The organism is Streptomyces sp. NPDC016677, from assembly GCF_055562815.1.
In genome coordinates this window covers 681,793-706,674 of record NZ_JBVHEO010000001.1, presented here as the reverse complement: position 1 = coordinate 706,674, position 24,882 = coordinate 681,793, and the positions used below count along the sequence as shown (strand labels likewise).

Below are 24,882 nucleotides of genomic sequence, written 5' to 3'. Positions count from 1 at the left end.
AGGAACTAGCCTGGTGAGCCCAAGACGGCACTTTTGTTTCAGGTGGTGAGGTACGGGTGACCACGTCACGTCCCGGTGATCTGCTCGATCCGCGTTGTCCGACGCGGCAGTTGCTCGACCGCGTCGGCACCAAGTGGACGTCGATGGTGGTGAAGGTGCTGGCCGAGGAGGCGTCGGGGGAGATCCGGTTCGCGGAGTTGCGGCGCCGGGTCCCCGGCATCTCGCAGAAGATGCTGTCCGCCACCCTGCGGAGCCTGGACCGCGACGGCCTGGTCGCCCGGCGCGTCGAGCCCACCGTGCCGCCCGCCGTCCACTACCGGCTCACCGAGCTGGGCCTCTCCCTCGAAGGGCCGCTGGCCGCCCTGCGGGTCTGGGCCGAGACACACATGCCGGAGATCGACAGGAACAATCGGCTCTCCGACGAATCGGCTCCCGGTCAGCCGTATTGACCTTTTACCATCGCGGCACGCCGCGTCGAAAGGCCGACCAGTCTCGTCGAGGACTCGTGTCCTCACTCGCGGCTATTTGGGCAAACTCCGGGTCGACGCACCAGATCCTGGAAATGGCGCTGTCGACCCGGGACGGCCAGGAAGGGAAGTCCGGCCGTCGCGGGCAGCGGAGTTCGTCAGTGGTGTCCGGTCACCGGATCACCAGATCACCACCGAAGTCACGCGGGCAGTGAGATTGAACGTCAGGCTGCGCTCCTGCCACTTCTCCAGGGTGAGGGAGCTCTGATAACCATTCGCTTCGACGGTGTAGAAGAACGTGACCTTATTGTTGCCCGAGTGGAACTTTCCGACATTGTGGATATTCACGCTCGTCGCACCAGCATTGGCGAAACACGTCGGCAAGCCGTATGACGTCACGCGAGCATACTCGTCGATCGTCGAGGGCCATTTACAGTCAACGCGGTTGACTGCGGCGGCGGGAGTCGCCGGAATCACTATCGTCAATCCGGCAGCGACTGCCGCCGCGACGGAAATCTTCTTGAGTAATCCCTGAGTCCTGCCGAGGTTAATTTTTTTCACGACACGAACGGTACTTGAGCTCTCCAGTGAATTCAACTTTCCCATTCGGAATTGGGTAACCGTAACCGTCGACGCGCCGGTGGCCGAGCCGGACGAGCGGAAGGGTGAGGATCTCGACCCGGCGCAGCCCTACGCGCACCACCACAGCCACCGGTCGCACGTCTCCGACGCCGACGGTTCCGGGTCGGAGGTCGAGGGCTCGGGGTCGGAGGTTTCCGGGAGGGAAGGGGACTCGTCCGTCGGGGTGGTCGCCGCCGGGGGCGCCGAGGAGGCTCCCGGGGTGGTGGCGTGGGATGTCGTCGGGTCCGCGTCCTCGTCTTCGTCCGGGGCGCCGGAGTCCGCCGCCTCCGTCGTGCCCGACGCGTCCGGGTCCGCCGACGCCGAGTCCGAGGCGTCCGGGGGCGCCGTACCCGTCGCGCCGGCGGACGTCGCGTCGTCCACGGGGGCGGTCGTGGTGCCCGGCGAGGGGTCGTCGTCCTCGTCCTCCCGGTCGGACTCGGGACCCTCTCCCCCGGACGTGGCCGGTTTCGAGGAGGGGAAACCGGGGACGTCGGTGCCGAGTTCGGCCAGGCTCAGGCAGCCGGCCGCGAGCACGAACCCCGCGGTGATCAGCAGCGCCCGGCGGCGGCGCCTGCGGTGGGCCGCCGCTTTGCGATCGCGTCGGCCGGGCAGTCCGTCGCCCTCGCCGGCACCGTCGGCGTCCTCGGCAGGACCGTCGGCGGCGGGGCCGCCGCCCGCCGGGCCCCGTTCCCGGTTCCGCCGCCCGTCCTGGCGCTGCTCGCGTCTGCGGGCGGCGCGGCCTCCCGGCGCCGCCACCCGGGTGTCGGTTCCGGCCGTGGACTCCCCCGCCGTCGCCACGAGACCGAGGTCCGGGACGCCGGTACCGGTACCGGCGCCGACGGTGGCGTCAGGTACCTCCGAGGCCGGTATGTCCGCCGGGCCGGCCGGTGCGCCGCACCCCGGGCAGGCCAGGGCGCCGTTGAGGTGCCGTCGGCACGGGTCGCAGTAGTCCATGACGCGTGAAGGTTAAGTTCCGCGTCGGCCGCCTTCCTAGTGCCGCCTGTGAAGGTTGTGTGGGAAACGGCCGCCCCGACCGGCGACAAGGTTTCGAAAGTGCCGAAACCGTTATGTGCCTGACCCATTGACACCCCCGCCGCCCCGTCCTTACTGTCACGCCAGCATTTCGAACGAGTGACGAAATATCGAACGTAGCGGAGGTCAGCTGCCGTGCGCATCACCGGAATCAGCACGCACGTGGTCGGGACGCCGTGGCGCAACCTGACCTATGTCCAGGTGCACACCGACGAGGGCCTCACCGGAGTCGGCGAGACCCGGATGCTGGGGCACACCGACGCGCTTCTCGGCTACCTGAAGGAGGCCGAGGTCAACCACATTCTCGGCTCCGACCCGTTCGCTGTCGAGGACCTCGTCAAGCGCATGAAGTACGGCGACTACGGGCGCGCGGGCGAGATCGTGATGTCCGGCATCGCCGTCGTCGAGATGGCCTGCTGGGACATCAAGGGCAAGGCGCTCGGCGTGCCGGTGTGGCAGCTGCTGGGCGGCAAGGTCACCGACAAGGTGAAGGCGTACGCCAACGGGTGGTACACCACCGAGCGGACGCCCGAGGCGTACCACAAGGCCGCCCAGGGGGTCATGGAGCGCGGGTACCGGGCGCTGAAGATCGACCCGTTCGGGACCGGGCACTTCGAGCTGGACCACGAGCAGACGCTGTACGCCGTCTCCCTCATCGAGGCCGTGCGGGACGCCATCGGGCCCGAGGCCGAGCTGATGCTGGAGATGCACGGCCGGTTCTCCCCCTCCACCGCCGTACGGCTCGCGAAGGAACTCGCGCCCTTCAAGCCGGCCTGGCTGGAGGAGCCGGTGCCGCCGGAGAACCTGCGGGCGCTGAAGAAGGTCGCCGAGAAGGTGGACATCCCCGTCGCCACCGGTGAGCGCATCCACGACCGGATCGAGTTCCGGGAGCTGTTCGAGGACCAGTCCGTCGACATCATCCAGCCGGACGTCGGCCACCTCGGCGGCATCTGGGAGACGCGCAAGCTCGCCGCGACCGCCGAGACGCACTACACGCTGGTCGCGCCGCACAACGTGGGCGGCTCCGTGCTCACCGCCGCCTCGCTCCAGGTCGGCTTCACCTCCCCCAACTTCAAGATCCTGGAGCACTTCAACGACTTCGCGGACGCGGAGATCAAGAAGGTGGTCAAGGGCGCTCCGCAGGTGGACCCGGAGGACGGGTGCTTCCACCTCTCCGACGCCCCCGGGCTCGGCGTGGAGCTGGACACCGACGCCGCCGCCGAGTTCCCGCAGCAGCAGGCCCGGTTCGACCTGTGGGCCGAGGGCTGGGAGCAGCGCAAGCCGAAGGGGACCACGGCGTGAGCAGCGCCGTCGTCATCGAGGCGCCGGGCGCGCACCGGCTGGTGCCGCACGAGCCGCGCGACCCGGCCGCCGGCGAGGCGCTGGTCCGGGTGCACGCGGCCGGTATCTGCGGCAGCGACCGCGAAGTGCACCAGGGCAACCGGCCCGACGGGTACGTCCGTTACCCGCTGGTCCCCGGGCACGAGTGGTCGGGGACGGTCGAGGCGGTCGGGGCCGGGGTACCGGTCTCGCTCGTCGGGCGGAAGGTGGTCGGCGAGGGGTTCCGCAACTGCCAGGTCTGCGACCGGTGCCACGCCGGTGAGACCACGCTGTGCACCGCCGGGTACGAGGAGACCGGGTTCACCCAGCCGGGCGCCATGGCCCCGACGCTGACGCTGCCGGCCCGGCTGCTGCACGTCCTGCCCGACGACGCCGACCTCTCGGCCGCCGCCCTGCTGGAGCCGGCCGCCTGCATCGCCGCCGCCGCGCTGAAGGCGAACGCCCGGCCGGGCGAGCGGGTCGCCGTCGTCGGCACGGGCACGCTCGGGATGTTCGCCGTGCAGTTCCTCGCCGCCGGCTCCCCCGCCGAGCTGCTGACCGTCGGTACGCGCGGCGACCGGGAGGCGCTGTCCCGGCAGTTCGGGGCGACCGACTTCCGCACCAAGGACCAGCCGCTCCCCGACGACTTCGACGTCGTCATCGAGACGGCGGGGTCGGCCGACGCCGCCCGTACCGCGGCGGCGCTGCTGAGGCGCGGCGGACGGCTCGTGCTGACCGGCATCCCGGCGCCCGGCGCCACCGGCCTCGACCCCACCGACCTGGTCGTGCGGCAGTTGGAGGTGCACACCGTCTTCGGGGCGCCCCCGGACGCCTGGGCGCACACGGTCCGGGTGTTCGCCGCCGGGCTGCTCGACCCGCTGCCGCTGGTGACGCACGAACTGCCGCTGGCCGAGTTCCCGCACGCCATCGAGCTGGTGGGGTCCGGCGACCCGAAGGTGGGCAAGGTACTGCTGCGTCCCTGAGGCAGCCCCCAGCCGTACGCCGGTACGGGTGCGACCTGACGGCCTCCGTACCGGCGTACACCCACGCCCCGCCCGTCTGCCATGTGCCGCGAACTGTGTCCGGCATATCGAACACGAAGGACAGCTTGTGACCGACGCTTCCGCCACGGCGCCCCGCCGGCCCGGTGAGCAGGCGCTCACCGCCCTCGGCCTGGGCGCGCCCGCCCTCGACCCCGCCGACGCCTCGCCGCACACCTTCCCGGACGGCGGTCGCTGGCGCACCGAGATCCCGTCCTGCGAGGGTCCCGAGGCGCTGGCGGTGGTCCTGAAGGAGTCCTCCCGCCTCGACGTGCCGATCCACCGGATCAGCCAGGGCAGCGGCGTGTGGATGCTCTCCGACGCCGAGATCACCGAGATGGTCGAGGCCACCGCCGCCCGCGACATCGAACTGTGCCTGTTCACCGGTCCGCGCGGGACCTGGGACATCGGCGGCTCCACCCGGACCGACTCCGGCGGCGGGGGGCTGCGGGCGCGCGGCCACGACGCCGTCGCCGGATGCGTCGAGGACGCCGTCCGGGCCACCGAGCTGGGCGTCAAGTGCCTGCTGGTCGCCGACGAGGGCGTGCTGTGGACGCTGCACCGGGCGCGGTCCGCGGGGATCATCCCCGCCGACACCACCCTCAAGGTCTCCGCGCTCGTCGGGCCGGTCAACCCGGCCTCGTTCGCCGTCTACGAGCGGCTCGGCGCCGACTCCGTCAACGTGCCCAGCGATCTGACGCTGGACCACCTCACCGAGATCCGCCGGGTGTCGGCGGCGCCGATGGACATGTACATCGAGGCGCCGGACGACCTGGGCGGCTATGTACGGATGTACGAGGTGGCGGAGCTGATCCGGCGCGGTGCCCCGCTCTATCTGAAGTTCGGCCTGTCGAAGTCCCCCGGCATCTACCCGTACGGTCACCACCTGCGGGAACTGACCCTGGCCACCGCCAAGGAGCGGGTGCGGCGCGGACGGCTCGCGCTGGATCTGCTCGCGCGGCACGGCGCCGGCGGCGACATGGCCCCGCTCGGCACGCGGCTGCCCGGCTCGCTCAACCGGTTCGAGATCTCGTCATAACGTTCTGGAAACTCCCTTCTCAAAAGAAGACACGACCGCGCACAATCCGACACACCTCGTCTCGGTTCCTCCTCGCACACATCAAGGATGATGATCATGCGTAACCGCAGAGCCGCACTCGCCGCCGCCGCCTCGGCCGCCTCCCTCGCCCTGACCCTGACCGCCTGCGGCCAGAACAGCGAGGGCGGCAGCGAGGAGGACAAGGGAAGTTCGGAGGGGGCGACCATCGGCATCGCGATGCCGACCAAGTCCTCCGAGCGCTGGATCGCCGACGGCGCCAACGTCGTCAGGGAGCTGGAGGCCAAGGGCTACAAGACCAAGCTGGTCTACGGGGAGGACGACCCCGACCAGCAGGTCTCGCAGATCGAGAACCTGATCACCCAGGGCGTGGAGGCGCTGATCATCGCGGCCATCGACAACAAGTCGATGAACAACGTCGTGCAGCAGGCCAAGGACGCCGACATCCCGGTGATCTCCTACGACCGCCTGATCCTGGGCACGGAGAACGTCGACTACTACGCCTCCTTCGACAATGAGAAGGTCGGCGAGCTTCAGGGCACCTACATCGTGGAGAAGCTCGGGCTGAAGGACGGCAGCGAGAAGGGCCCCTTCAACATCGAGCTGTTCGCCGGCTCCAACGACGACAACAACACCCGCTACTTCTTCAACGGCGCGATGAGCGTCCTCAAGCCGTACATCGACAAGAAGCAGCTGGTCGTCCGCTCCGGGCAGACCGCCCTCAACCAGGTCACCACCCTGCGCTGGGACGGCGGCACCGCCCAGAAGCGCATGGACGACATCCTGACCTCGTCCTACAAGAGCGAGCGGGTCGACGCGGTCCTGTCGCCGTACGACGGCATCTCCATCGGCATCCTGTCCGCCCTGAAGTCGGACGACTACGGCTCCAAGAGCAAGCCGCTGCCGGTCGTCACCGGCCAGGACGCCGAGCTGGCCTCGGTGAAGTCGATCGTCGCCGACGAGCAGTCGATGACCGTCTTCAAGGACCTGCGGGAGCTGGCGAAGGTGTCCGCCAACATGGTCGACGGCCTCCTCAACGACAAGGAGCCCGAGGTCAACGACACCAAGACGTATGACAACGGCGCCAAGGTCGTCCCGGCCTACCTCCTGGAGCCGGTCGCCGTCGACAAGGACAACTACCAGGAGGCCCTCGTCGACTCCGGCTACATCAAGGCGAGCGACCTCAAGTAACCGCCGGAACCGAGTGATTGGAAGGCACGACCATGGCGGGACCCGTCCTGGAAATGCGCTCGATCGTCAAGACCTTTCCCGGCGTCAAGGCGCTGTCGGACGTCACGCTGACCGTACGGCAGGGCGAGGTCCACGCCATCTGCGGGGAGAACGGCGCCGGCAAGTCGACGCTGATGAAGGTCCTCTCCGGGGTCCACCCCCACGGCACCTACGAGGGCGAGATCCTCTTCGAAGGAGAGACCTGCGCCTTCAAGGACATCCGGGCCAGTGAACAACGCGGCATCGTGATCATCCACCAGGAGCTGGCCCTGGTGCCCTATCTCCCCATCGCGGAGAACATCTTCCTCGGCAACGAGCACGCCGCCCGGGGCTTCATCAACTGGAACGACACCCTCAGGCACGCCACCGAGCTGCTGCGCCGGGTCGGCCTGGACGAGCACCCCGAGACCCGGGTCGCGGACATCGGCGTCGGCAAGCAGCAGCTCGTCGAGATCGCCAAGGCGCTGTCGAAGAAGGTGAAGCTGCTCATCCTCGACGAGCCGACGGCGGCCCTCAACGACGAGGACAGCGCCAAACTGCTCGACCTGATACTCCAGTTGAAGGAACAGGGCATCACCTCGATCATCATCTCGCACAAGCTGAACGAGATCCGCCGGGTCGCCGACTCGGTGACCATCCTGCGGGACGGGCGGAGCATCGAGACGCTGGACGTGAAGGCCGAGGAGACCACCGAGGACCGGATCATCTCCGGGATGGTCGGCCGGGACCTGGAGCACCGCTTCCCCGAGCGCTCCCCGCACCAGCCGGAGGAGGGCCAGGCGCCCGCCCTGGAGATCCGCAACTGGACCGTGCACCACCCCATCGACCAGCAGCGCAAGGTGGTCGACGACGTCTCGCTGAACGTACGGCGCGGCGAGATCGTCGGCATCGCGGGCCTGATGGGCGCGGGCCGCACCGAGCTGGCGATGAGCGTCTTCGGCCGCACCTACGGCCGGTACGCGGGCGGCACGGTGCTGAAGGACGGCACGGAGATCCGTACCAAGACCGTCCCGGAGGCGGTCAAGCACGGCATCGCGTACGTCACCGAGGACCGCAAGCACTACGGGCTCAACCTCATCGACACCATCGGGCGCAACATCTCGCTCAGTGCCCTGGGCAAGGTCGCCAAGCGCGGGGTCGTCGACGAGCACGGTGAGCGTCAGGTCGCCGAGGGCTTCCGCAAGTCGATGAACATCAAGGCGCCGACCGTGTTCGAGCCGGTGGGCAAGCTCTCCGGCGGCAACCAGCAGAAGGTCGTCCTCAGCAAGTGGATCTTCGCCGGTCCGGACGTGCTGATCCTGGACGAGCCGACGCGCGGTATCGACGTCGGCGCGAAGTACGAGATCTACACGGTCATCGACCAACTGGCGGCCCAGGGCAAGGCGGTCGTCTTCATCTCCTCCGAGCTGCCGGAGCTGCTCGGCATGTGCGACCGCATCTACACGATGGCCGCGGGGCGGCTGACCGGTGAGTTCTCGCGGGCCGAGGCCTCGCAGGAATCGCTGATGCGTCAGATGACGAAGGACAAAGAGGTAACCCGATGAGCACGGATGTGACCGCCAAGTCGCCGGCCCCCGCGCCGGCCGGAAAGGGCGGGTCGGCCGGCGGCGACGGCCTGCTCCAGCTGATGCTGGACGGGATGCGCCGCAACATGCGGCAGTACGGCATGCTGTTCGCCCTCGGCCTGATCGTGGTGCTGTTCGCGGTCTGGACCGGCGGTGACCTGCTGCTGCCGCGCAACGTCTCCAACCTGGTCCTGCAGAACAGCTACATCCTGATCCTCGCGATCGGCATGATGCTGGTGATCATCGCGGGCCACATCGACCTGTCGGTCGGCTCGCTGACGGCGTTCATCGGCTCGATGGCCGCCGTGTTCATGGTCAAGAACGATCTCCCCTGGCCGGTCGCGCTGGTCCTGTGTCTGCTGATGGGCGCGGTCGCGGGCGCGGTGCAGGGCTTCTTCATCGCGTACGGCGGCATACCGTCGTTCATCGTGACACTGGCCGGCATGCTGATCTTCCGCGGTCTGACGGAGATCTTCCTGGAGGGCCAGACCCTCGGCCCGTTCCCGGAGGGCCTGCAGAAGGTCGCCAACGGCTTCATGCCGGAGGTCGGGCCGGAGACCAACTACCACAACCTGACGTTGCTGCTCGGCATCGCGCTGATCGCGTTCGTGGTCTTCCAGGAGCTGCGGGACCGCAAGCGCCAGCAGGAGTTCGACCTGGACGTCCTGCCGGTCAAGCTGTTCGGCCTGAAGCTGGTGGCGCTGGCCGCCGCGATCCTCGTCGTCACCATGCTGCTCGCCTCCTACAAGGGCGCCCCGATCGTGCTGCTGATCCTGGGCGTGCTGCTGGTCGGCTTCGGCTATGTCATGCGCAACGCGATCATCGGCCGCCACATCTACGCCATCGGCGGCAACCTCCCGGCGGCGAAGCTGTCGGGTGTGCGGGACAAGAAGGTCACCTTCCTGGTCTTCGTGAACATGGGCATGCTCGCGGCCCTGGCGGGTCTGGTCTTCGCCGCCCGCTTCAACGCGGCCTCGCCCAAGGCGGGCCTCAACTTCGAGCTGGAGGCCATCGCCGCCTCGTTCATCGGCGGGGCGTCGATGAGCGGCGGCGTCGGCACGGTCCTCGGCGCGATCATCGGCGGTCTGGTCCTGGGCGTGCTGAACAACGGCATGAACCTCGTCGGCATCGGCACCGACTGGCAGCAGGTCATCAAGGGCATGGTGCTGCTGGCGGCGGTCGGCTTCGACGTGTGGAACAAGCGCAAGGTGGGTTCGTAGGTCAGTTCCGGCCCCCCGCCCGCCCGGGCGGGGGGCCGATCCCTTTCAGGAGAGCCGCATGGAACTGAGCAGACGCACGGTCATCGCAGGCGCCGCCGCGGCGGGCGTCGCCGCCACCGCGATCGGCGGCACGGCACACGCAGCAGGGGGAGGCAGGAAGCCGGTGAAGGAACTCTTCGGCAAGCTCGCCGACGGCACGAAGGTGTACCGCTGGTCGCTGGAGAACGGCGGCACGCGGATGAAGGTGCTGTCGTACGGCGGTGTGGTGCAGTCCCTGGAGGTCCCCGACCGGCGCGGCCGGTACGCGAACGTCTCCCTGGGCTTCGACAACCTCGACGACTACGTGGCCCGCAGCCCGCACTTCGGCGCCCTGATCGGCCGCTACGGCAACCGCATCGCGAAGGGCCGCTTCACCCTGGACGGCACCACGTACCAGCTCTCCGTCAACGACGGCGAGAACTCGCTGCACGGCGGCGCCCTCGGCTTCGACTACCGGGTGTGGGACGTCGAGCCGTACGCCTCGGGCTCCGACGTCGGCCTGGTCCTGCACTACACCAGCGTCGACGGCGAGATGGGCTACCCCGGCACCCTCAAGGCCACGGTCACCTACACCCTCACCCGCTCCGGCGACTGGCGCATCGACTACGAGGCCACCACCGACAAGGCCACCGTCGTCAACCTCACCAGCCATGTCTACTGGAACCTGGCCGGCGAGGGCAGCGGCACCATCGAGGACCACGAGCTGTCGATCGCCGCGTCCCGCTTCACGCCCACCGACGCGGGCCTGATCCCGACGGGCGAACTGGCCCCGACCGCCTCCACCCCCTTCGACTTCCGCCGCGCCAAGCCGATCGGCCGCGACATCCGCGCCGCCCACCCGCAGCTGGTCCTCGCCAAGGGGTTCGACCACAACTGGGTCCTCGACAAGGGCATCACCGCCCGCCCCGAACACATCGCCACCCTGCGCGACCCGTCCTCCGGCCGCACCCTGAGGATCGCCACCGACCAGCCCGGCCTCCAGTTCTACTCGGGCAACTTCCTCGACGGCACCCTCACCGGCACCGGCGGACGGCTCTACCGGCAGGGCGACGCCCTGTGCCTGGAGACCCAGCACTACCCGGACTCCCCGAACCAGCCGTCGTTCCCGTCGACCGTGCTGCGCCCCGGCGAGACCTACCGGACGACGACCGTCCACTCGTTCGACTCCTGAACCCCGGTCGTCACACTTCCCTCACATGAGGTGAACGCCGACCCGGGCGCATCCGTACTCATGGGCGGCCCGCGCTCCCCCGCGCGGGCCGTTCCCGCTACGGAGGTCCCCTTGACCGGCAACGTCACCTCGCTGTTCCGCTCCGCCTCGGCGCACAGCCCGTCGATGGCGGCGCTGACCCGGGAGGCCGGCGACGGCGCGGGGCCCGTGGACTTCTGCATCCCCTGCAACCCGTACTTCCCGACGCCGGAGATGTTCCAGGAGATGGCGGGGCGGCTGCGGGACATCATCACGTACTACCCGAGCGGCGCCGACACCATCACCGCCGAGCTGTGCGGACTGCTCCGGCTGCCCCCGCAGTGCGTGGCGATGGGCAACGGCTCCACGGAACTGATCACCTGGATCGACCACCTCCTCGTCCGCGAGTCCCTCGCCGTCCCCGTCCCCACCTTCGGCCGCTGGACCGACCAGCCGATGGAGACCGGCAAGCGGGTCGACATGTTCCCGCTCCAGGAGTCCAGCGGCTTCGCCCTGGACCTCGCGCAGTACGCCGAGTTCATCCGCACCCGGTCCACCCGGGTCGCCGTCGTCTGCAACCCCAACAACCCCGACGGGGGCTTCCTGCACAAGCACGCGCTCGTGCAGTTCATGGACGCGATGGCCGGCCTGGACCTGGTGGTGATCGACGAGTCGTTCCTGGAGTTCGCCGACGCGGAGGCCGAGCCCAGCGTGGTCCAGGAGGCGATGCTCCGCCCCAACGTCATCGTCCTGCGCAGCCTCGGCAAGAACTTCGGCCTGCACGGCATCCGTTTCGGCTACCTGGTCGCCAACCCGGCGCTCGCGGGCAAGGTCCGCTCCATGCTGCCCAAGTGGAACCTCAACTCCTTCGCCGAGCACGTCGTCTTCATGCTGCGCGACCACGGCGCGGAGTACGCGCGGAGCCTGCACGAGGTGCGCCGCGACCGTCTGGAGATGTCCAGCCGGCTCTCCTCCCTGCCCGGCCTGACGGTCTACCCCTCCCAGGGCAACTTCCTCTTCGTCCGCCTCCCGGTCGGCGCCGAGGGCACCGTGGTCCGGGACCGGCTGCTCACCGAGCACCGGGTGCTGGTCCGCGAGTGCGGCAACAAGATCGGCTCCTCCAGCCGCTTCCTGCGGCTCGTGGTGCGCCCCCAGACCGACGTACGCCGCCTGGTGTCCGGCCTGGAACAGGTGCTCTACGGGACCAGGAGGGGAGCCGCCGTGCCCGAGCCGGCCACGGGGAGCGGCTACAGCTCGGGCACGGCGGCGGTGGACCGGCTGATGGGCGAGACCAACGGCGGCGGCACCCGAGGGCTGGCCGCGCAGGCCGTCGCGGCCGCGATGCCGATGCCGACGGCACCGCGGCAGCTCCCGCAACCGGCGCCACAGCCGATGCCTGCCCCTCAGCCGCAGATACCGGCACCCGCACCCGCAGCCGCGCCCGCCGGCCCGACCCCGCCCGGCGTCCCCGCGCGCGGCGGCCTCACCGCCGCCCAGGTACGGGGCACCGACGGCCTGGCTGCGGCCCCGGCGACGGGCTGGCCGGGGCCGCGGCGCTGGCCGGACGCGGCGGGCGTGGGCCGGACGGGGTGACTCCTTTTCCCGCTCCGGAGCGCGGGCGGCCCGAGAACCCACCCGCCACCACCCAAGTGCCGCCGCACGCCCCCGACTTCCCGCCACTCCTCGCATCCACTCGACCCCGGAGGGTAGCGATCCGGATGGCCCCCGCCGACGCGGAGGGCGCCACCACCGAAGGGAACGACATGGCAGCCATCGAGCGGATCGACGTACGGATCGTCACGGCGAGCGACAGCCCCGCAGGAGTGCGGGGCTATGTCTTCGTCAGCGTCGCCGGCCGGGAGTTCTCCCTGGACTCCAGCCGAGACGAGTGGGAGCCCGGCACCGACGTCACCTACGTGCTGGGTGACGGCGCCAACGTCTACAACCCCGAGCGCAACGACCCCCGGGACCCGCAACTGGACACCGACGACCTGGACCGCTACCCGGCCTACCTGCGCTACGCGCCGCCGCCGGACAAGCCGGACGAGACATGGCGGCTGGAGCGCGTCATCGTCACGGTCAACCCCGGCGGGGACCTCCCGGCCCGCTACGACAACCTGCGGCTGGCCGGCGCCCCCGCGATCTGGCTCGGCCTGACCAGCGGCCAGGTGGTGAACCTGCGACGCCTGTGACCGACCGCACCGCCTCGCGGACCCCGCCGCCCCTCCCGGCCGGCGGGGTCCGCGACATGCCGGTCAGTAGGCGACGGGCCAGCCGGTGCTCCAGTTCAGCAGGTTGATACCGAGCTTCGGAGTGCCGCCGTCGTTGCCGTCGTAGTAGTGGTAGACGATCAGGTCGCCGTCGACGTCGCTCATGATCGACTGCCCGCCGGGGCCGATGACGCTGCCGTGCGACTCCAGCACGGGCGTACCGCCGTTGTTCATCATCGACACCCCGTTCTTGTCGTAGTACGGCCCGGTCACGGAGGTGGCCCGCCCCACCTTGACCTTGTACGTGGAGCTGGTGCCGGCGCAGCAGGTGTCGTACGAGGCGAAGAGGTAGTAGTACCCGTTCCGTTTGACGATGTACGGCGCCTCGACGGCCTTCGTCCCGGTCGGACGGGAGGCCAGCGAGTACCGCGTGGTGTTACTGGAGAGCTGCTTCCCGGTCGACGGATTGATCTGGATCATCTTGATCCCCGTCCACCAACTGCCGAACGACAGCCACCACTTGCCGTCGCCGTCGACGAAGAGGTTCGGGTCGATGGCGTTGTAGTCGCTGGAGCCGCTCGACGTGTAGACGATGCCGTAGTCGGTCCAGCTGCCCGGCTGTCCGGTGGTCGAGCCCGCCAGCCCGATGGCGGAGGTGTTCACCCCGAAGCTGGAGACGGAGTAGTACATCAGGTACTTCCCGCCGTGGTACGAGATGTCCGGCGCCCAGGACTCCGGGACGGAGGAGTACGTCGACCACCAGCCCGGCTTGGACGAGAACGCGTCGGCGCCCGCGCTGAAGGCGGTGCGGTCGGCGGAGGTCTTGCTGGAGATGCCGCCGCCGGTGGCGTAGAGCAGGTACTGCCCGGACGAGGTGCGGATCATCGTCGGGTCGTGGGTGACGACGGAGCCGGTGACGTAACCGGGGTTGGGGTACGCGGACGCCGTGCCCGGCACGAGGGCGAGCAGGGCGGCCACGGGGAGGGCGAGGAGAGCGGTGCGCTTGCGGCTCATGCGGGTCTCCTTGCGGATGGGGGCGAAAGTCCCGTTCGAAATAGCGAACATCAGTCGCCACTTCGAACGGGACCGTAGAATCGAACCCCATGCGCGTCAATGGTTCGCGCAAGCGCACCTGTGCGTCAGTGGTCGGTCTCCAGGTGGAGCTTGAGGAGGTCGACGCCGTAGTCGTTGCCGTTGGGGGTGCGGACCATGGTGTGGATGTGCTCCTGGGTCGGCGTACCGCCCCCCATGCCCATGCCGCCACCGCCGGGCCCGCCACTGGGCATCCCGGACGGCTGACCGCTCGGCATCTCGCCGCCACCCGCCGCCGAATCGGTGGTGCCGTAGAACAGCGGCGCCTGGGCGTCGTACTCGATGAGGATCACCGGGCTGTGCACGCGGTAGTAGAACGCGGAGGAGTCCTTGGTCTCGCCGAGCCAGTAGAAGTACGTCTCGTCGATGTGCTCCTCCACCTCCTTCATCTTCACCACAGCATGCCCATCATCCATGTAGCCGACGTAGACGCCGACCAGGTCGAGCAGCTTCTGCTTCTGCGCGTCGGTCATCTCGGAGCCGGGCAGCCCCGCGTAGGGCAGCTCCAGGTTGTCCGCGCCCGCGCCCGCGATCATGTCGGTGCCGCTCTTCTCCTTGCCGGAGTCGACGACCTCGGCCCGCTGGGCCGACGTCAGCGAGCGGATCATCGCGAGACCGGCCTTGGTCTCCGCCTTGAACAGGGAGATCTTCTCGCCCTTGTACGTCTTCTCGGTCGGCTCCGAGCCCATGAAGGTCGGGGTCATGACGACCTGGTCGCCGAGGACGAAGTAGTTGATGGCCACGTGGTGGCCCTCGAACTGGAAGCCCCACGGCTTGGTGGTCGAGGGGGTGCCCATGAAGGTGAAGAAGTAGGCGCCCTCCTCCAGGGTCTCCCGGTTGCCCCCGTTGTACTCGCCGAGGAAGCCGTTGAGCTTCATGATGCCGCGGGTCTGCTTGAGCCCGTCGGCGGACAGCGCCGCGCCCAGCAGGGCGTAGCCGAGCTTCCGCTGCGCCTCGGTCAGGTCGCCCATGCGGGCGCCCTCGCGCTCGTAGCCGTCGACGTTGCTCCAGGCCAGCCACTCGTCGTCGTCCACCTCGAAGACGGACGCCTTGCGCTCCTTGGCGGTCAGCCCGTCCAGGAACTTCTGCGCGGCCTGCACCACCTTGTCGGTGGAGACGTCGGTGGAGTGGATCGAGTACAGGTCGTCGACGACCTTGCCATCGGTGGTGACACCGACGAAATCGGCGTACTTCACCGCCGTGACACCCGGTCCCATACCACCGGTGTCACCGCCGGGTCCGCCGCTCGGCGCCCCGCTGGAGGCGGCGGCCGACGTGCCGGAGGAGTCGGTGGAGCAGCCGGCCACCCCGGTCATCGTCGCCACGGCCGCGGCGCCGCCGAGCAGCAGCGACCGGTTCATGAACCAGCGGCGGGTGCGCTCGGTCCGGGGGGTGCGTGGTCTGTGTGCGTGCATGGGCGCCACGTTCTCCGACGGACCTTATTTTTCCGTGAGTTGTTCCTGTGCGACACCCATGAAGGTGGCTCTGGCGACGACAGGGGCCGAGCCCCTCGACCGTCGAGCCCGACACCCCTCCTGGAAATGGATGACACTTCGGGCCGAAGTGTCATCCATTTCCAGGAGGGGGTACCCCGCTCCCCCCACCGTTGGCCGCCGTTGGCCGCCGAGACGACCCGGCGTGCATGCGAGGCGCGAACGCGCGACCGCCGCGCCGGGGACGTGGAAGGAGACGTGAGGGCCCGTTGGGCCTGGGCACCCGCCCTCCCAGGCCGCTCGCTCGCTTCTCACCCGTGCTGGAACGGCCCGGGTCAAGGGTGGGCCGCAGGCCCATCGCCGAAGGCGACGCGCAGCGCCCTTGACGCGGGCCGTGGAAGCACGACACTGCCAGGAAGCGAGCGGCCCGACGGCCACGTGTGATGCCGTTCCCCTCACCCGCGCCCCCGGTTCACACCACTGACCCGAGCGATGTCCGCACGGACGGTCTTGGCGGGCGGCGCCTGGTCCAGCACCTCCCAGTGGTCCGCCAACGCCTCCACCAGCACCAGTCCCCTGCCGTGCTCGTCGAGGGCACCCACGGGGCGTACGGCCGGGCGCGGCGGACCCGCGTGCGTGTCCGTCACCTCGATACGGAGGCCCTCCGGGCGCAGGGTGAGACGCAGTTCGAAGTCCCGTCCGGGGACCCGGCCGTGCGTGACGGCGTTGGCGGCCAGCTCCGCGACGATCACGGCGGCCCGCTCGGAGACGTCCGAGTCGTAGGGGAAGCCCCACGCCTCCAACTGGCTCCCCGTGAGCCGCCGGGCGAGGCGGGCCCCGCGCGGGGTGGCACTGAAACGCTGAGCGAACACACGTACGGTGACGACGCCCTGCCGGGCGGGTGGTGCGGTCATGCGCCCAATCTGACGCCCCGAGGCCCACTTCACCAGGGCGGCAGCGCGTACTCCGCGCGAGAGTACGCAGTGACTGACTGGACAGTACTCGTCACATGCCGTGACCATGGGCGCGGGAGGTGGCCGACTGTGGTCGATGAGTCTTCGGACAGTCTGCGGACGTTCGGTGCGGTGGTCCAGGCGTTGCGCGAGCACGTGGGGCTGAGCAGGGAGGAGTTCGCGGCGCTGGTGCGGTTCTCCAAACACACGGTGGCTTCGGTGGAGTTGGGGAGGCGGATGCCGGATGTCGCGTTTGTTGAGCGGGGGGAGGTGATCACAGGCAACACAGGTGCCTTGCGCAAGGCAGTGGTCCATCTGGTGCGTCAACCGGGGTTGGCAGCGTGGTTCCGGCGGTGGGCGCAGCTGGAGCGGATGGCGATCACCTTGTACACGTACGAGTGCCGGATGGTGCCGGGGCTGTTGCAGACCGAGGCGTACGTCCGCGCCATGGCGGCCGACCAGTTGCCTCCGCTCAGCGACGCCCAGATCGAGGAGTTGTGGACTGCTCGGGCGGAGCGGCAGAGGCTGCTGCGAGAGCGCCCCAACACTGCGTTCAGCTTCATCTTGGAAGAACACGTCTTCTTGCGCCGTACAGGCGGAGTGGAGGTGACACGGGAACTCATCGACCATGTACTGGAGGTCGCGGAGCTGCGCAACGTCGAGATTCAACTGATGCCGCTCGTGTCGGAGTCGCACTCCGGGCTACAGGGACCCATCCACTTGCTGGAGACGCCCGAGAACGAGTGGTTCGCTTACAACGAAGGCCAGGAGAGCGGACAGCTGATCAACGACCGGAAAGTGGTCAGCGTGCTTCAGAGACGGTATGCAAGTATGCGTTCGCAGGCTCTCACCACCCTGGACTCAGTGAGCCTGTTGCGGCGTATGCGAGGGGATCTATGAGTACCGACGAACTCACCTGGATCAAGTCGAGCTACAGCTCCAGCGCTTCCGGCGACTGCGTAGAGGTCGCCCATGCCTGGCACAAGTCCAGCTACAGCAGTGGCGGAGACGGCGACTGCGTAGAGATATCCACCACCCCCCACACCGTCCACGTCCGCGACTCCAAGGACAGGACCGGCCCCCACCTCACCCTCTCCCCCACCGCCTGGGGCGTCTTCCTACAGGATCTGGACGTCAGCCGGGCATGACGGCCGGCTCCACCGGCAGCCACAGTTCACACGTCGCCGTACTGAAATCCTCCGCGCGGTCCAGGACCGCGACGATCGACGGGCCCGGCCGCAGACGCCACGGGTTGGACGGGAACCACTCCGCCGCGGTCGCGGCCCACGTCGTCTGAAGCGCCTCCGGGTACGGCCCGGCGCTGCGGAAGACCGCCCACCGCCCGCCCGGCACCTCGATGGCGTCGAGGTCGTCGGGGACCGGGGTGTCCCCGGTGACGGCGACCCCGTGGAGATAGGTCAGCTCCGTGCCCTCCGGCGCGTCCGGCGCGAGGTCGTCGCTGACCTGGAGCAGACCGGCCGGGTCGGTGTCGGAAAGCGCCTTCAGCCGCTCGTGCTCCTGCCGCGGCAGCGCGGCGACGTGCCGCTGGATGTGCGGGTTGACGCCCCGGTGGACGAGCGGGACCCGCGCCGCGTGGCCGATCAGCCGGAACGCGGGCCGGTCGGCGATACGAGTGTCCATGGAAATGCTCCCTTCGACGGTCAGGCGGAACCTGAGCCGGGGTTGTGTACGCAACGGGCCTCCGTCACGGCGTACTTCACGGGGCGCGGCACCGTGGACCGCGCGGAACGCGCGTCCGAACGCCTCCGTGGAGCCGTAGCCGTGCCGGACGGCGATGCTCAGCAGGTCGTCCTCGCCCCGGATCACGTCGGCGGCGGCCACGGTCATGCGGCGCCGCCGCACGTACTCCGACAGGGGCAGGCCGGCCAGGGACGAGAACATCCGGCGCAGGTGGTACTCGGTCGTACCGAGCCCCGTGGCCAGTGCGTGGATGTCGGCATCCTCGGCCAGGTGTCCCTCGACGAGGTCGACCAGTTCGTTCAGCGCTGAGATCACCGCGCCTCCTTCCGGTGACCACCGTCGCAGAACGCGGCACCGTCCGGCCCGACCACAGCGGACCGGTCCGGTCGCACACGGCCCGGCACGACACGCCCCGACCCGGCACGGCACGACCCCGGCACGACCCCGGCACGACCCGGCACAGTCCGGCGGTCCGCTCCGAGGGCGCGGCGCGGACACCCCGAACGGCGGCCGCCGTCCCCGTCGCGCTACGCGCGCGCCCCGGCGGTGGCCTCCAGGGCCCCGAGGATCACCGGCGCGTCGCGCCGCTTCGCGGCGATGAGGACCCTCTCGTCGCCGTCCCGGCACTCGATGGCCACGCCGTTCCATCGGTACGCCTGGAACCATTGCTCGGGGTCCTCGCCGATCCGGAAGCCCCGGACGCCCGCCACGGTCAGGGTCCCCGCCAGTTCCCGCGAGCCCACGCGGCCCCCGGGGTCCGGGGTGGCCGACGGGCGGCCGTCGCCCACCACCAGCAGGCCGTAACCGTCCACGGCGTAGGGGACGTTCCCGCGCACGCTCGCCGGGACCACCCGGCGTCCGGCCGGCGGTACCGGGACGACGTCACTCGTGTCGTTCGCCCGGCGCAGGCGCCGCCGCATCGCCCACACCAGCAGGCCGCTCAGGGCCGCCGCCGGGAGCACTCCGTACACCGCCGCCAGCAGCACGTCCGGCACGCCGCCGCCGGTGCCGCTCGCGAAGAAGGCCCAGGCGCCCAGCAGCACGGCGGCCACCCACGCCGCCGAGACGCTCCAGACGTACCGGCCGGGGGGCGTGCCGGGACGGTGGCGGTACCGGAGCCACCAGCCGTTCCCCAGCAGCATGAGGCCCATCGGCGGCAAGGCCAGCCCGATGCCCATCGGCGTCCGCCAGTCGTCGACCGGAGTGGCGCGGGTGGCCTGCGTCAGGCCGCCGGTCCCGACGGCGCGGATCTCGCCCCGCCAGTACGTCACCGTGACGCGGTCCCCGGGCTCGACGGCCCGGTGGACGGGGCCGTCGGCGTCGTCCATGCGGATCCGGTGCGCGGTGTCCGAGCCGGACACGACGAGATGGAGCCAGTCCTTGCCGCGGCCCCTGGTGGCCTCGTGCTCCTTGCGCGCGACCCTGGCCGGTACGGCCGTGAGGCAGTCGTCCGCGCGGGTGCCGGCGGTACCGGCCGGGCAGGCGGACGCGGCGGTGTACGCGCGTTCCTCCGCCCGCCGGTCGGGCACGGTGGTGAAGAGCCACGCGGAGACCAGTACGAGGATCAGGCCGAGGGCCGCGGACACGGCCGGCTGCCAGGTACGGGGCTCTCTGGGCACGGGTCCTCCCACGGTTCGCGCTGCCGGGCGGCTCCCGGAACCGTACGGGTCGGCGGGGCGGCGGGGAAGGCGGCGGCGCGGCAACTCCGGAACCCGCACCTTGCCGGCTTCCGGCAAGGACGGCGGCGTCCGGAGCGCGGCCGTCCGCTCGTGACCGGTCCGCGACTTGACACCCCGTCACTTTGCCGAACTCACAGCCCCTTGCCAGTTGATCTCCCTAAGGTGCCGTGCTCATGACAGACAACAACGACCCCCACATCCCCCACGTCCGCCGCCGCACCGTCCTGCTCGGCACCGGCGCCACGGCCGCCGCACTCACCGTCGGCGCCGTCAACGCCAAGGACGCCGTGACGGCCGAGGACGCCGACGCCGGCCTCACCCCCGGCCCCAACCCCGACCGCACCGTTCCCGTCGCCGCAGCAGCCGTCTGCACCCTCACCAAGGAGCTGACCGAGGGCCCGTACTACCTGGACGGCGCCCTGGTCCGCGCCGACATCACCGAGGACAAGCCGGGCATCCCGCTGGAACTGGCCCTCACCGTCGTCGACGACGCCACCTGCGCCCCGCTGAACGAGGCCCTCGTGGAGCTGTGGCACTGCGACGCGCTCGGCGAGTACTCCGGCTTCGTCGGCAACAACGGCCACGACGAGCCCGACAACGGCACCTTCCTGCGCGGCGGCACCCTCACCGGCGGCGACGGCGTCGCCCGGATCAGCACCATCTACCCGGGCTGGTACCGGGGCCGCTGCGTGCACCTCCACGTCAAGGTGCACACCGACGTCACGCTCACCTCGGACGGCTCGTTCAGCGGCGGGGAGGAACTGCACACCGGCCAGCTCTTCATCGACGAGGCGATCACCACCGCCGTCGCCCGCGTCTCCCCGTACTCGGCCAACACCGTGCCGCGCACCACGCTCGCGCAGGACGGCATCTACGGGAACGGGGGCGCCGCGGCAGGTCTGATGACCGTCACCGGTTCGGCCACGGCCGGCTACACCGGCAGCCTGACCCTGGGCGTCCAGGGCTGAGGGGCGGGCGGCTCCGGCGTCACCGCGCCCCGCGCGGCACCGGAGCCGCCGCGCCGGCCAGGGACAGCAGTTCCCGGTACACCTCCGCCGCGATCTCCTCGAAGGACCGCTCCTCGCCGTCGCGCACCCAGCGCCCGAACGCGACCCCGAACACCGCGACGCCCGTCTGCGCCGCCACGGTGGCCGCGAGGTCGTCCACGCCGCGCGCGCGGAGGGTGTCGGCGAGCGTCACGGCGAGGTCGTCCATCTTGCGCAGCTCGCGCTCCGCGAGCGCGGGGTTCTCGTCGATCACCGCCTTGCGGGTACGGGAGTGCGGGCGGCGTTCCGCCGAGAAGAAGGGCGCCGCGGACCACAGGGCACGGGCGACGGCGTCGAGGGGCGACGCGTCGGGCGGCGCCCCCCGCACGCCCTCGACCAGCGCCTGCACCAGCAGCTGCGTCCCGTGGAAGAGAACCTCGCGCTTGTCGCTGAAGTGCCGGAAGAACGTGCGCTCGGTCAGGCCGACGGCCTGGGCGATCTCCGTGGCCGTCGTGCGCTCGTAGCCGCGGGTCGCGAACAGTTCCAGCGCGGCGGCCTGCAGCCGTTTCGCGGTTCCGGGTTCCCATCTCGCCATGCGGTGAGTCTAGGAGGTCCCGCCTGAGCGGGCGGGACTCACAGCATTCCTCACAACACTTCCGCCTGGTCAGCGGGGTGGCGGGCGATGAAGTCGAGTCCCGCGATGGCCTGCCTGGCCAGCTCCACGGCCTTCTGGGCCGTATCGGCGTGAGCGCGTGCGCGGGCCAGGCGCGAGAAGCTGTTCTGAAGGCCGCTAAGCTGGGTGCCCGGCTTGCCGAGCACGGTCAGCGTCACCCCGGCCGGAAGGTCGGCGTCGGCCCCGGTCACTTCGACCAGGGTGCCGGACGAGGGGGCGCCCGCGAACCAGATCGCCTCGCACCGCGTCGGACGCTCCCGATCCGCCAGCGCGGCGTGCACTCCGGGCAGCACCGTCTCACCGAGCACCTGGCGCAGCTGGCACTCGATCATGTCCACGCCGGTGGCATCGGTGACCATGTTCCAGATCTCGTCGCCGCCCGTGCGCAGATGGGTCTCGATGACCCTGGGCCCGGCGGGCGTCAGGATGATCTCGGTGTGGGTCGGGCCGAACTCCACCTCGAGCGCGTTCAGTGTCCCGATGACGTGGTTCTCGATCGCGACCCGCCGCGCCGGCTCCAGGGCGGCCGGCAGCACGTGTCCCAGTTCGACCAGCGAGACGGGGTCCGAGTACTTGCGGGTGATGGCCAGGACCACGTGCTCGCCCTTTTCCGAGAAGGCTTCCACGCTGTACTGGTCACCGGCCAGGAACTCCTCGACGGTGACCTCCGAGCCCGCACCGCTCCCCCTGGCCCGCAGGAAGGCGGATTCGGCCTCCTCCGGCGCCCGCAGTACGGAGACCCCCTTGCTCGCCGCCCCGTCGACGGGCTTCACCACGCAGGGACAGCCGTGCTCGGCGGCGAACTCCTTCAGCGCCTCGACGCTGTCGACGACGGCGGAGGCCGTGGCCTCGACCCCCGTCTCGGCGAGCCGCCGCCGCATCGCGTGCTTGTTCCGGATGAGTTCGACGACCTCTGGACTGTGCGTCTCCAGGCCGAGTTCCTTCGCCACCAGGGCTGCTTGAGGACGGCAGTCGTCGTAGAAGGAGCCGACCCGGGTCACCGGGTGCATCGCGTGGACGGCGCGGGCCAGGGCCAGCCACTCGCTGTCGGGGGCGTCGGGGGGCAGCACGATGACGCGGGCGTGTTCCTCGGAGTCGTCCAGCTTCTCCAGGTGCTCGGGCCAGCACATCACCGACGTGACCACATCGCCGGCCGCGCCCGTCGCCCGCATGCGTTGCGGAATGTCGTACCCGACGCCGAAGACCAGGACGTGTTCAGCCACGACGAACTCCTTCTTGACGATGGTTGGGGGCGTGGGGCCCGTGCCTTCCCTGCCGACGGGCCGTGCGCACGAGGGGAGTTGGAGGTCCGGGTCGTGACACCGTTGAGATCCTCGCCACCGAGATCGACGGTGTCAAGAAATCAACTGGCCGTAGCGGTGGGCCACCCATAACCTGACACGAGCTTGAGAATCTTGAGACACGTGGTGGACAGGGCGTCACAACACGGGCCGCACCACGTACCGGTGGTCCAGCACTCACCGACACCCCCTGCCGATGGGGACATCGACCGTACGAGCGTCGTGGAGGTGATCCCTCCGCGCGCTCTGAGAGCCGTCTCTGGCGGACGCTACAAGGAGCGCAGTGATCAAAGGACTGATTCCACCGCCCGGCGCACCCCGAGTCCTCGCACTCGCGCAACTGGTCTGCCGGACGGGCGACGGCGCCTACTACATATGCGCCGCCTTGTTCTTCACGCGGATCGTGGGTATCTCACCGGTGAAGATGGGACTCGGACTCACCATCGCCTGGTCGGTGGCGCTGGTGATGAGTGTGCCGCTGGGCCATCTCGCGGACCGCCGAGGCCCGCGGGTCATCGCGGTCACCCTGTTCGTCTGCGCGGGCCTGGCCATCGCCTCCTACCTGTTCGTCTCCTCCTTCACCCTGTTCCTCGTCGGTGCGTGCGCGTACGCGGTGTCGCAGCGCGGCGGCTCGGCGGCCCAGCAGGCGCTCCTGGCCGGCCTGGTCTCCGAAGGACAGGTCACCACGGTGCGTGCCTACGTGCAGTCCAGCTACAACGCGGGGCTCGCCGTGGGGTCCGGGCTCGGCGGAGTCGCCCTGTTGCTGGACCGCCGCGAGGCCTACTACGCGGTCTTCGCGCTCAACTCCCTGGCCTTCTTCGCGGCCGCGTTCGTACTCAGCCGGGTTCCCGAGGTCCCGCCCGTGCCGGTGACGCGGGACGCACCGCGAAGCGGGGGAGCGTCCGTGTTCAAGGACCGCCCCTATGTCGTCGTCACCGTGCTGAACACGCTGCTGCTGCTGCACATCCCGCTGGTGGACATCGCCCTGCCGCTGTGGATCAGCGAGCACACGGCGGCGCCCGTCTGGCTGCTGTCCTTGATGTTCATGCTCAACACCGTCGCCGTGGTGCTCTTCCAGGTCCGTGTCTCCCGTGGCGTGACCGGACTGCACAGCGCCACGCGCTACGTCTTCATGGGCAGCACCCTGCTGGGGCTGGGCTGCGTGGTCTTCGCCCTGACCAGTGTGGGCAGTTCGGCCTGGCTGGCCGGTGCGCTTCTCCTGGTCGCCGTGGCGATCCAGGCGCTGGGCGAGATGATGCAGGCGGCGGGTGCCTGGGAGGTCAGCTTCGGTCTCGCGCCGCCCGGGAAGCACGGCCAGTACCAGGCGTTCTTCGGGAACGGCACCACGGTCGCCGAGATGGTCGGACCGCTGCTGCTCACCGGCCTGATCGTCTACTGGGGAGCCCCCGGCTGGATCCTGCTCGGTGCCCTGTTCGTCGTCGTGGCCGCGGTCATGCGACCGGCGGTCCGCTGGGGTGAGCGTGCCCGCCCCGCGGCTCCGCCGGCCCCGGCGCAACGGGACAGCGATCTCGACGGCGCTGTCGGAAGCTGACGGCCCATCGGCGTCGCCCGCCCCTCGCGCGTGTGACCTTTGTCATGGTGACGTAGCGTGCGTGTAACGACCCCGCATCGACGCGAAGTGTCCGGAATTAAGGCGTCACTCCGCGTTGGCGAGCGCCCTCTTTCGGCCACTTGACGCAAAGACCGAGCGGGAAGCGCTTCACTTCGCAGAGGTGGCGTGCGAGGATTTCGATATCTGGGTGAGGCTGATTGGCCAACCAGATCAATGCTTCATCCTCGGTTTGCGAACTGTTTCGCCCGGGGATGAGCCTGCGGGTTGAGGCGAGAGCTGAGTCAGGGGGAAGGACAGTCATGTCCACATATCGCGTCGTCGTCAATCATGAAGAGCAGTACTCCATCTGGCCGACCAATAGGGAACTGCCGGCGGGATGGGAACCTGAGGGATTCGAAGGGAACCGCCAGGAATGCCTGGCACGGGTCGATCAGGTCTGGACGGACATGCGGCCGGTTTCGATCCGGCCGCCCGCGGACGCCACCCGACCCTGACCAGGCC

24 protein-coding genes are annotated in these 24,882 nt (G+C 69.8%); 15 read left to right on the top strand and 9 right to left on the bottom strand.

Features of this window, described 5'->3' with window-relative positions; translation table 11 throughout:
* Positions 1 to 56 precede the first annotated feature (56 nt).
* The gene (locus tag ACZ3IG_RS03040) at positions 57 to 449 is read left to right on the top strand and encodes a winged helix-turn-helix transcriptional regulator (RefSeq protein ID WP_467428399.1); all 393 of its coding nucleotides are present in this window, start codon (positions 57 to 59) and stop codon (positions 447 to 449) included.
* A 198-nt stretch (positions 450 to 647) separates the two neighbouring features.
* Here the strand turns inward: ACZ3IG_RS03040 and ACZ3IG_RS03035 are convergent, their stop codons facing one another.
* Positions 648 to 1,073, bottom strand: coding sequence for a beta/gamma crystallin domain-containing protein (locus tag ACZ3IG_RS03035; protein ID WP_467428398.1), 426 nt, complete (start codon positions 1,071 to 1,073; stop codon positions 648 to 650).
* 84 nt (positions 1,074 to 1,157) lie between these two features.
* Positions 1,158 to 2,042, bottom strand: a complete 885-nt coding sequence (locus ACZ3IG_RS03030) for an SCO2400 family protein (RefSeq protein WP_467428397.1) — start codon at positions 2,040 to 2,042, stop codon at positions 1,158 to 1,160.
* A gap of 213 nt (positions 2,043 to 2,255) precedes the next feature.
* Here ACZ3IG_RS03030 and ACZ3IG_RS03025 point away from each other — a divergent pair, with 213 nt between their 5' ends.
* The 9 genes from ACZ3IG_RS03025 (at position 2,256) to ACZ3IG_RS02985 (ending at position 12,972) form a co-directional block, all read left to right on the top strand.
* Positions 2,256 to 3,422, top strand: coding sequence for a mandelate racemase/muconate lactonizing enzyme family protein (locus ACZ3IG_RS03025; RefSeq protein ID WP_467428394.1), 1,167 nt, complete (start codon positions 2,256 to 2,258; stop codon positions 3,420 to 3,422).
* Positions 3,419 to 4,423: a zinc-dependent alcohol dehydrogenase gene (locus ACZ3IG_RS03020; protein ID WP_467428392.1), complete on the top strand. Its 1,005-nt coding sequence runs from the start codon at positions 3,419 to 3,421 to the stop codon at positions 4,421 to 4,423. Before ACZ3IG_RS03025 ends, ACZ3IG_RS03020 begins: the two co-directional genes overlap by 4 nt.
* Before the next feature lie 127 nt (positions 4,424 to 4,550).
* Entirely contained in the window at positions 4,551 to 5,519 is a 969-nt protein-coding gene (locus ACZ3IG_RS03015) for a hypothetical protein (RefSeq protein ID WP_467428390.1), read from the top strand.
* 96 nt (positions 5,520 to 5,615) lie between these two features.
* A complete protein-coding gene (gene chvE / locus ACZ3IG_RS03010) occupies positions 5,616 to 6,728 on the top strand; it encodes a multiple monosaccharide ABC transporter substrate-binding protein (protein WP_467428387.1) in 1,113 nt (370 codons plus the stop codon).
* Positions 6,729 to 6,760: 32 nt separating this feature from the next.
* Positions 6,761 to 8,311: a multiple monosaccharide ABC transporter ATP-binding protein gene (gene mmsA / locus ACZ3IG_RS03005; RefSeq protein ID WP_467428386.1), complete on the top strand. Its 1,551-nt coding sequence runs from the start codon at positions 6,761 to 6,763 to the stop codon at positions 8,309 to 8,311.
* The gene (gene mmsB / locus ACZ3IG_RS03000) at positions 8,308 to 9,552 is read left to right on the top strand and encodes a multiple monosaccharide ABC transporter permease (RefSeq protein WP_467428383.1); all 1,245 of its coding nucleotides are present in this window, start codon (positions 8,308 to 8,310) and stop codon (positions 9,550 to 9,552) included. The genes mmsA and mmsB overlap by 4 nt, the downstream gene beginning before the upstream one ends.
* Before the next feature lie 58 nt (positions 9,553 to 9,610).
* Positions 9,611 to 10,762, top strand: a complete 1,152-nt coding sequence (locus ACZ3IG_RS02995) for an aldose epimerase family protein (protein WP_467428382.1) — start codon at positions 9,611 to 9,613, stop codon at positions 10,760 to 10,762.
* Between the two features lie 111 nt (positions 10,763 to 10,873).
* Positions 10,874 to 12,373, top strand: a complete 1,500-nt coding sequence (locus ACZ3IG_RS02990; RefSeq protein WP_467428381.1) for a pyridoxal phosphate-dependent aminotransferase — start codon at positions 10,874 to 10,876, stop codon at positions 12,371 to 12,373.
* A 125-nt stretch (positions 12,374 to 12,498) separates the two neighbouring features.
* Entirely contained in the window at positions 12,499 to 12,972 is a 474-nt protein-coding gene (locus tag ACZ3IG_RS02985) for a hypothetical protein (protein ID WP_467428380.1), read from the top strand.
* 63 nt (positions 12,973 to 13,035) lie between these two features.
* On the opposite strand, the gene ACZ3IG_RS02980 is transcribed toward ACZ3IG_RS02985, so the two are convergent.
* From ACZ3IG_RS02980 to ACZ3IG_RS02970, 3 genes are all read right to left on the bottom strand, one after another.
* Positions 13,036 to 14,004 carry an arabinan endo-1,5-alpha-L-arabinosidase gene (locus tag ACZ3IG_RS02980; protein WP_467428379.1) on the bottom strand — a complete coding sequence of 323 codons (969 nt, stop codon included), beginning with the start codon at positions 14,002 to 14,004 and terminating at the stop codon, positions 13,036 to 13,038.
* A 125-nt stretch (positions 14,005 to 14,129) separates the two neighbouring features.
* Positions 14,130 to 15,497 carry a DUF3500 domain-containing protein gene (locus tag ACZ3IG_RS02975; protein ID WP_467428377.1) on the bottom strand — a complete coding sequence of 456 codons (1,368 nt, stop codon included), beginning with the start codon at positions 15,495 to 15,497 and terminating at the stop codon, positions 14,130 to 14,132.
* 473 nt (positions 15,498 to 15,970) lie between these two features.
* Entirely contained in the window at positions 15,971 to 16,429 is a 459-nt protein-coding gene (locus tag ACZ3IG_RS02970; protein WP_467428375.1) for an ATP-binding protein, read from the bottom strand.
* 129 nt (positions 16,430 to 16,558) lie between these two features.
* Here ACZ3IG_RS02970 and ACZ3IG_RS02965 point away from each other — a divergent pair, with 129 nt between their 5' ends.
* Both ACZ3IG_RS02965 and ACZ3IG_RS02960 read left to right on the top strand, forming a co-directional pair.
* Positions 16,559 to 17,368, top strand: a complete 810-nt coding sequence (locus tag ACZ3IG_RS02965) for a helix-turn-helix domain-containing protein (RefSeq protein ID WP_467428374.1) — start codon at positions 16,559 to 16,561, stop codon at positions 17,366 to 17,368.
* Positions 17,365 to 17,616 carry a DUF397 domain-containing protein gene (locus tag ACZ3IG_RS02960; protein WP_467428373.1) on the top strand — a complete coding sequence of 84 codons (252 nt, stop codon included), beginning with the start codon at positions 17,365 to 17,367 and terminating at the stop codon, positions 17,614 to 17,616. The genes ACZ3IG_RS02965 and ACZ3IG_RS02960 overlap by 4 nt, the downstream gene beginning before the upstream one ends.
* On the opposite strand, the gene ACZ3IG_RS02955 is transcribed toward ACZ3IG_RS02960, so the two are convergent.
* Positions 17,603 to 18,484 carry an AraC family transcriptional regulator gene (locus ACZ3IG_RS02955; protein WP_467428370.1) on the bottom strand — a complete coding sequence of 294 codons (882 nt, stop codon included), beginning with the start codon at positions 18,482 to 18,484 and terminating at the stop codon, positions 17,603 to 17,605. The genes ACZ3IG_RS02960 and ACZ3IG_RS02955 overlap by 14 nt on opposite strands.
* Before the next feature lie 212 nt (positions 18,485 to 18,696).
* Positions 18,697 to 19,788, bottom strand: coding sequence for a hypothetical protein (locus tag ACZ3IG_RS02950; RefSeq protein ID WP_467428369.1), 1,092 nt, complete (start codon positions 19,786 to 19,788; stop codon positions 18,697 to 18,699).
* 233 nt (positions 19,789 to 20,021) lie between these two features.
* Between ACZ3IG_RS02950 and ACZ3IG_RS02945 the strand changes: the two genes are divergently transcribed.
* The gene (locus ACZ3IG_RS02945; RefSeq protein ID WP_467428368.1) at positions 20,022 to 20,816 is read left to right on the top strand and encodes an intradiol ring-cleavage dioxygenase; all 795 of its coding nucleotides are present in this window, start codon (positions 20,022 to 20,024) and stop codon (positions 20,814 to 20,816) included.
* 19 nt (positions 20,817 to 20,835) lie between these two features.
* Here ACZ3IG_RS02945 and ACZ3IG_RS02940 read toward each other — a convergent pair whose 3' ends face one another.
* A complete protein-coding gene (locus ACZ3IG_RS02940) occupies positions 20,836 to 21,429 on the bottom strand; it encodes a TetR/AcrR family transcriptional regulator (RefSeq protein WP_467428366.1) in 594 nt (197 codons plus the stop codon).
* 50 nt (positions 21,430 to 21,479) lie between these two features.
* Complete coding sequence (locus ACZ3IG_RS02935; protein ID WP_467428364.1) at positions 21,480 to 22,730, bottom strand: ATP-grasp domain-containing protein; 1,251 nt, start codon at positions 22,728 to 22,730, stop codon at positions 21,480 to 21,482.
* A 361-nt stretch (positions 22,731 to 23,091) separates the two neighbouring features.
* Between ACZ3IG_RS02935 and ACZ3IG_RS02930 the strand changes: the two genes are divergently transcribed.
* Positions 23,092 to 24,360 carry an MFS transporter gene (locus ACZ3IG_RS02930; RefSeq protein WP_467428362.1) on the top strand — a complete coding sequence of 423 codons (1,269 nt, stop codon included), beginning with the start codon at positions 23,092 to 23,094 and terminating at the stop codon, positions 24,358 to 24,360.
* A 272-nt stretch (positions 24,361 to 24,632) separates the two neighbouring features.
* Entirely contained in the window at positions 24,633 to 24,875 is a 243-nt protein-coding gene (locus ACZ3IG_RS02925) for an MbtH family protein (RefSeq protein WP_467429169.1), read from the top strand.
* The last annotated feature ends 7 nt before the right edge of the window (positions 24,876 to 24,882 follow it).

Coding starts and splice junctions, on each gene's coding strand:
- ACZ3IG_RS03035 (WP_467428398.1), bottom strand. CDS start 1,073: ATGGGAAAGTTGAATTCACTGGAGAGCTCAAGTACCGTTCGTGTCGTG.
- ACZ3IG_RS03030 (WP_467428397.1), bottom strand. CDS start 2,042: ATGGACTACTGCGACCCGTGCCGACGGCACCTCAACGGCGCCCTGGCC.
- chvE (WP_467428387.1), top strand. CDS start 5,616: ATGCGTAACCGCAGAGCCGCACTCGCCGCCGCCGCCTCGGCCGCCTCC.
- mmsA (WP_467428386.1), top strand. CDS start 6,761: ATGGCGGGACCCGTCCTGGAAATGCGCTCGATCGTCAAGACCTTTCCC.
- mmsB (WP_467428383.1), top strand. CDS start 8,308: ATGAGCACGGATGTGACCGCCAAGTCGCCGGCCCCCGCGCCGGCCGGA.
- ACZ3IG_RS02995 (WP_467428382.1), top strand. CDS start 9,611: ATGGAACTGAGCAGACGCACGGTCATCGCAGGCGCCGCCGCGGCGGGC.
- ACZ3IG_RS02985 (WP_467428380.1), top strand. CDS start 12,499: ATGGCCCCCGCCGACGCGGAGGGCGCCACCACCGAAGGGAACGACATG.
- ACZ3IG_RS02980 (WP_467428379.1), bottom strand. CDS start 14,004: ATGAGCCGCAAGCGCACCGCTCTCCTCGCCCTCCCCGTGGCCGCCCTG.
- ACZ3IG_RS02975 (WP_467428377.1), bottom strand. CDS start 15,497: ATGCACGCACACAGACCACGCACCCCCCGGACCGAGCGCACCCGCCGC.
- ACZ3IG_RS02970 (WP_467428375.1), bottom strand. CDS start 16,429: ATGACCGCACCACCCGCCCGGCAGGGCGTCGTCACCGTACGTGTGTTC.
- ACZ3IG_RS02960 (WP_467428373.1), top strand. CDS start 17,365: ATGAGTACCGACGAACTCACCTGGATCAAGTCGAGCTACAGCTCCAGC.
- ACZ3IG_RS02945 (WP_467428368.1), top strand. CDS start 20,022: ATGACAGACAACAACGACCCCCACATCCCCCACGTCCGCCGCCGCACC.
- ACZ3IG_RS02940 (WP_467428366.1), bottom strand. CDS start 21,429: ATGGCGAGATGGGAACCCGGAACCGCGAAACGGCTGCAGGCCGCCGCG.
- ACZ3IG_RS02925 (WP_467429169.1), top strand. CDS start 24,633: ATGAGCCTGCGGGTTGAGGCGAGAGCTGAGTCAGGGGGAAGGACAGTC.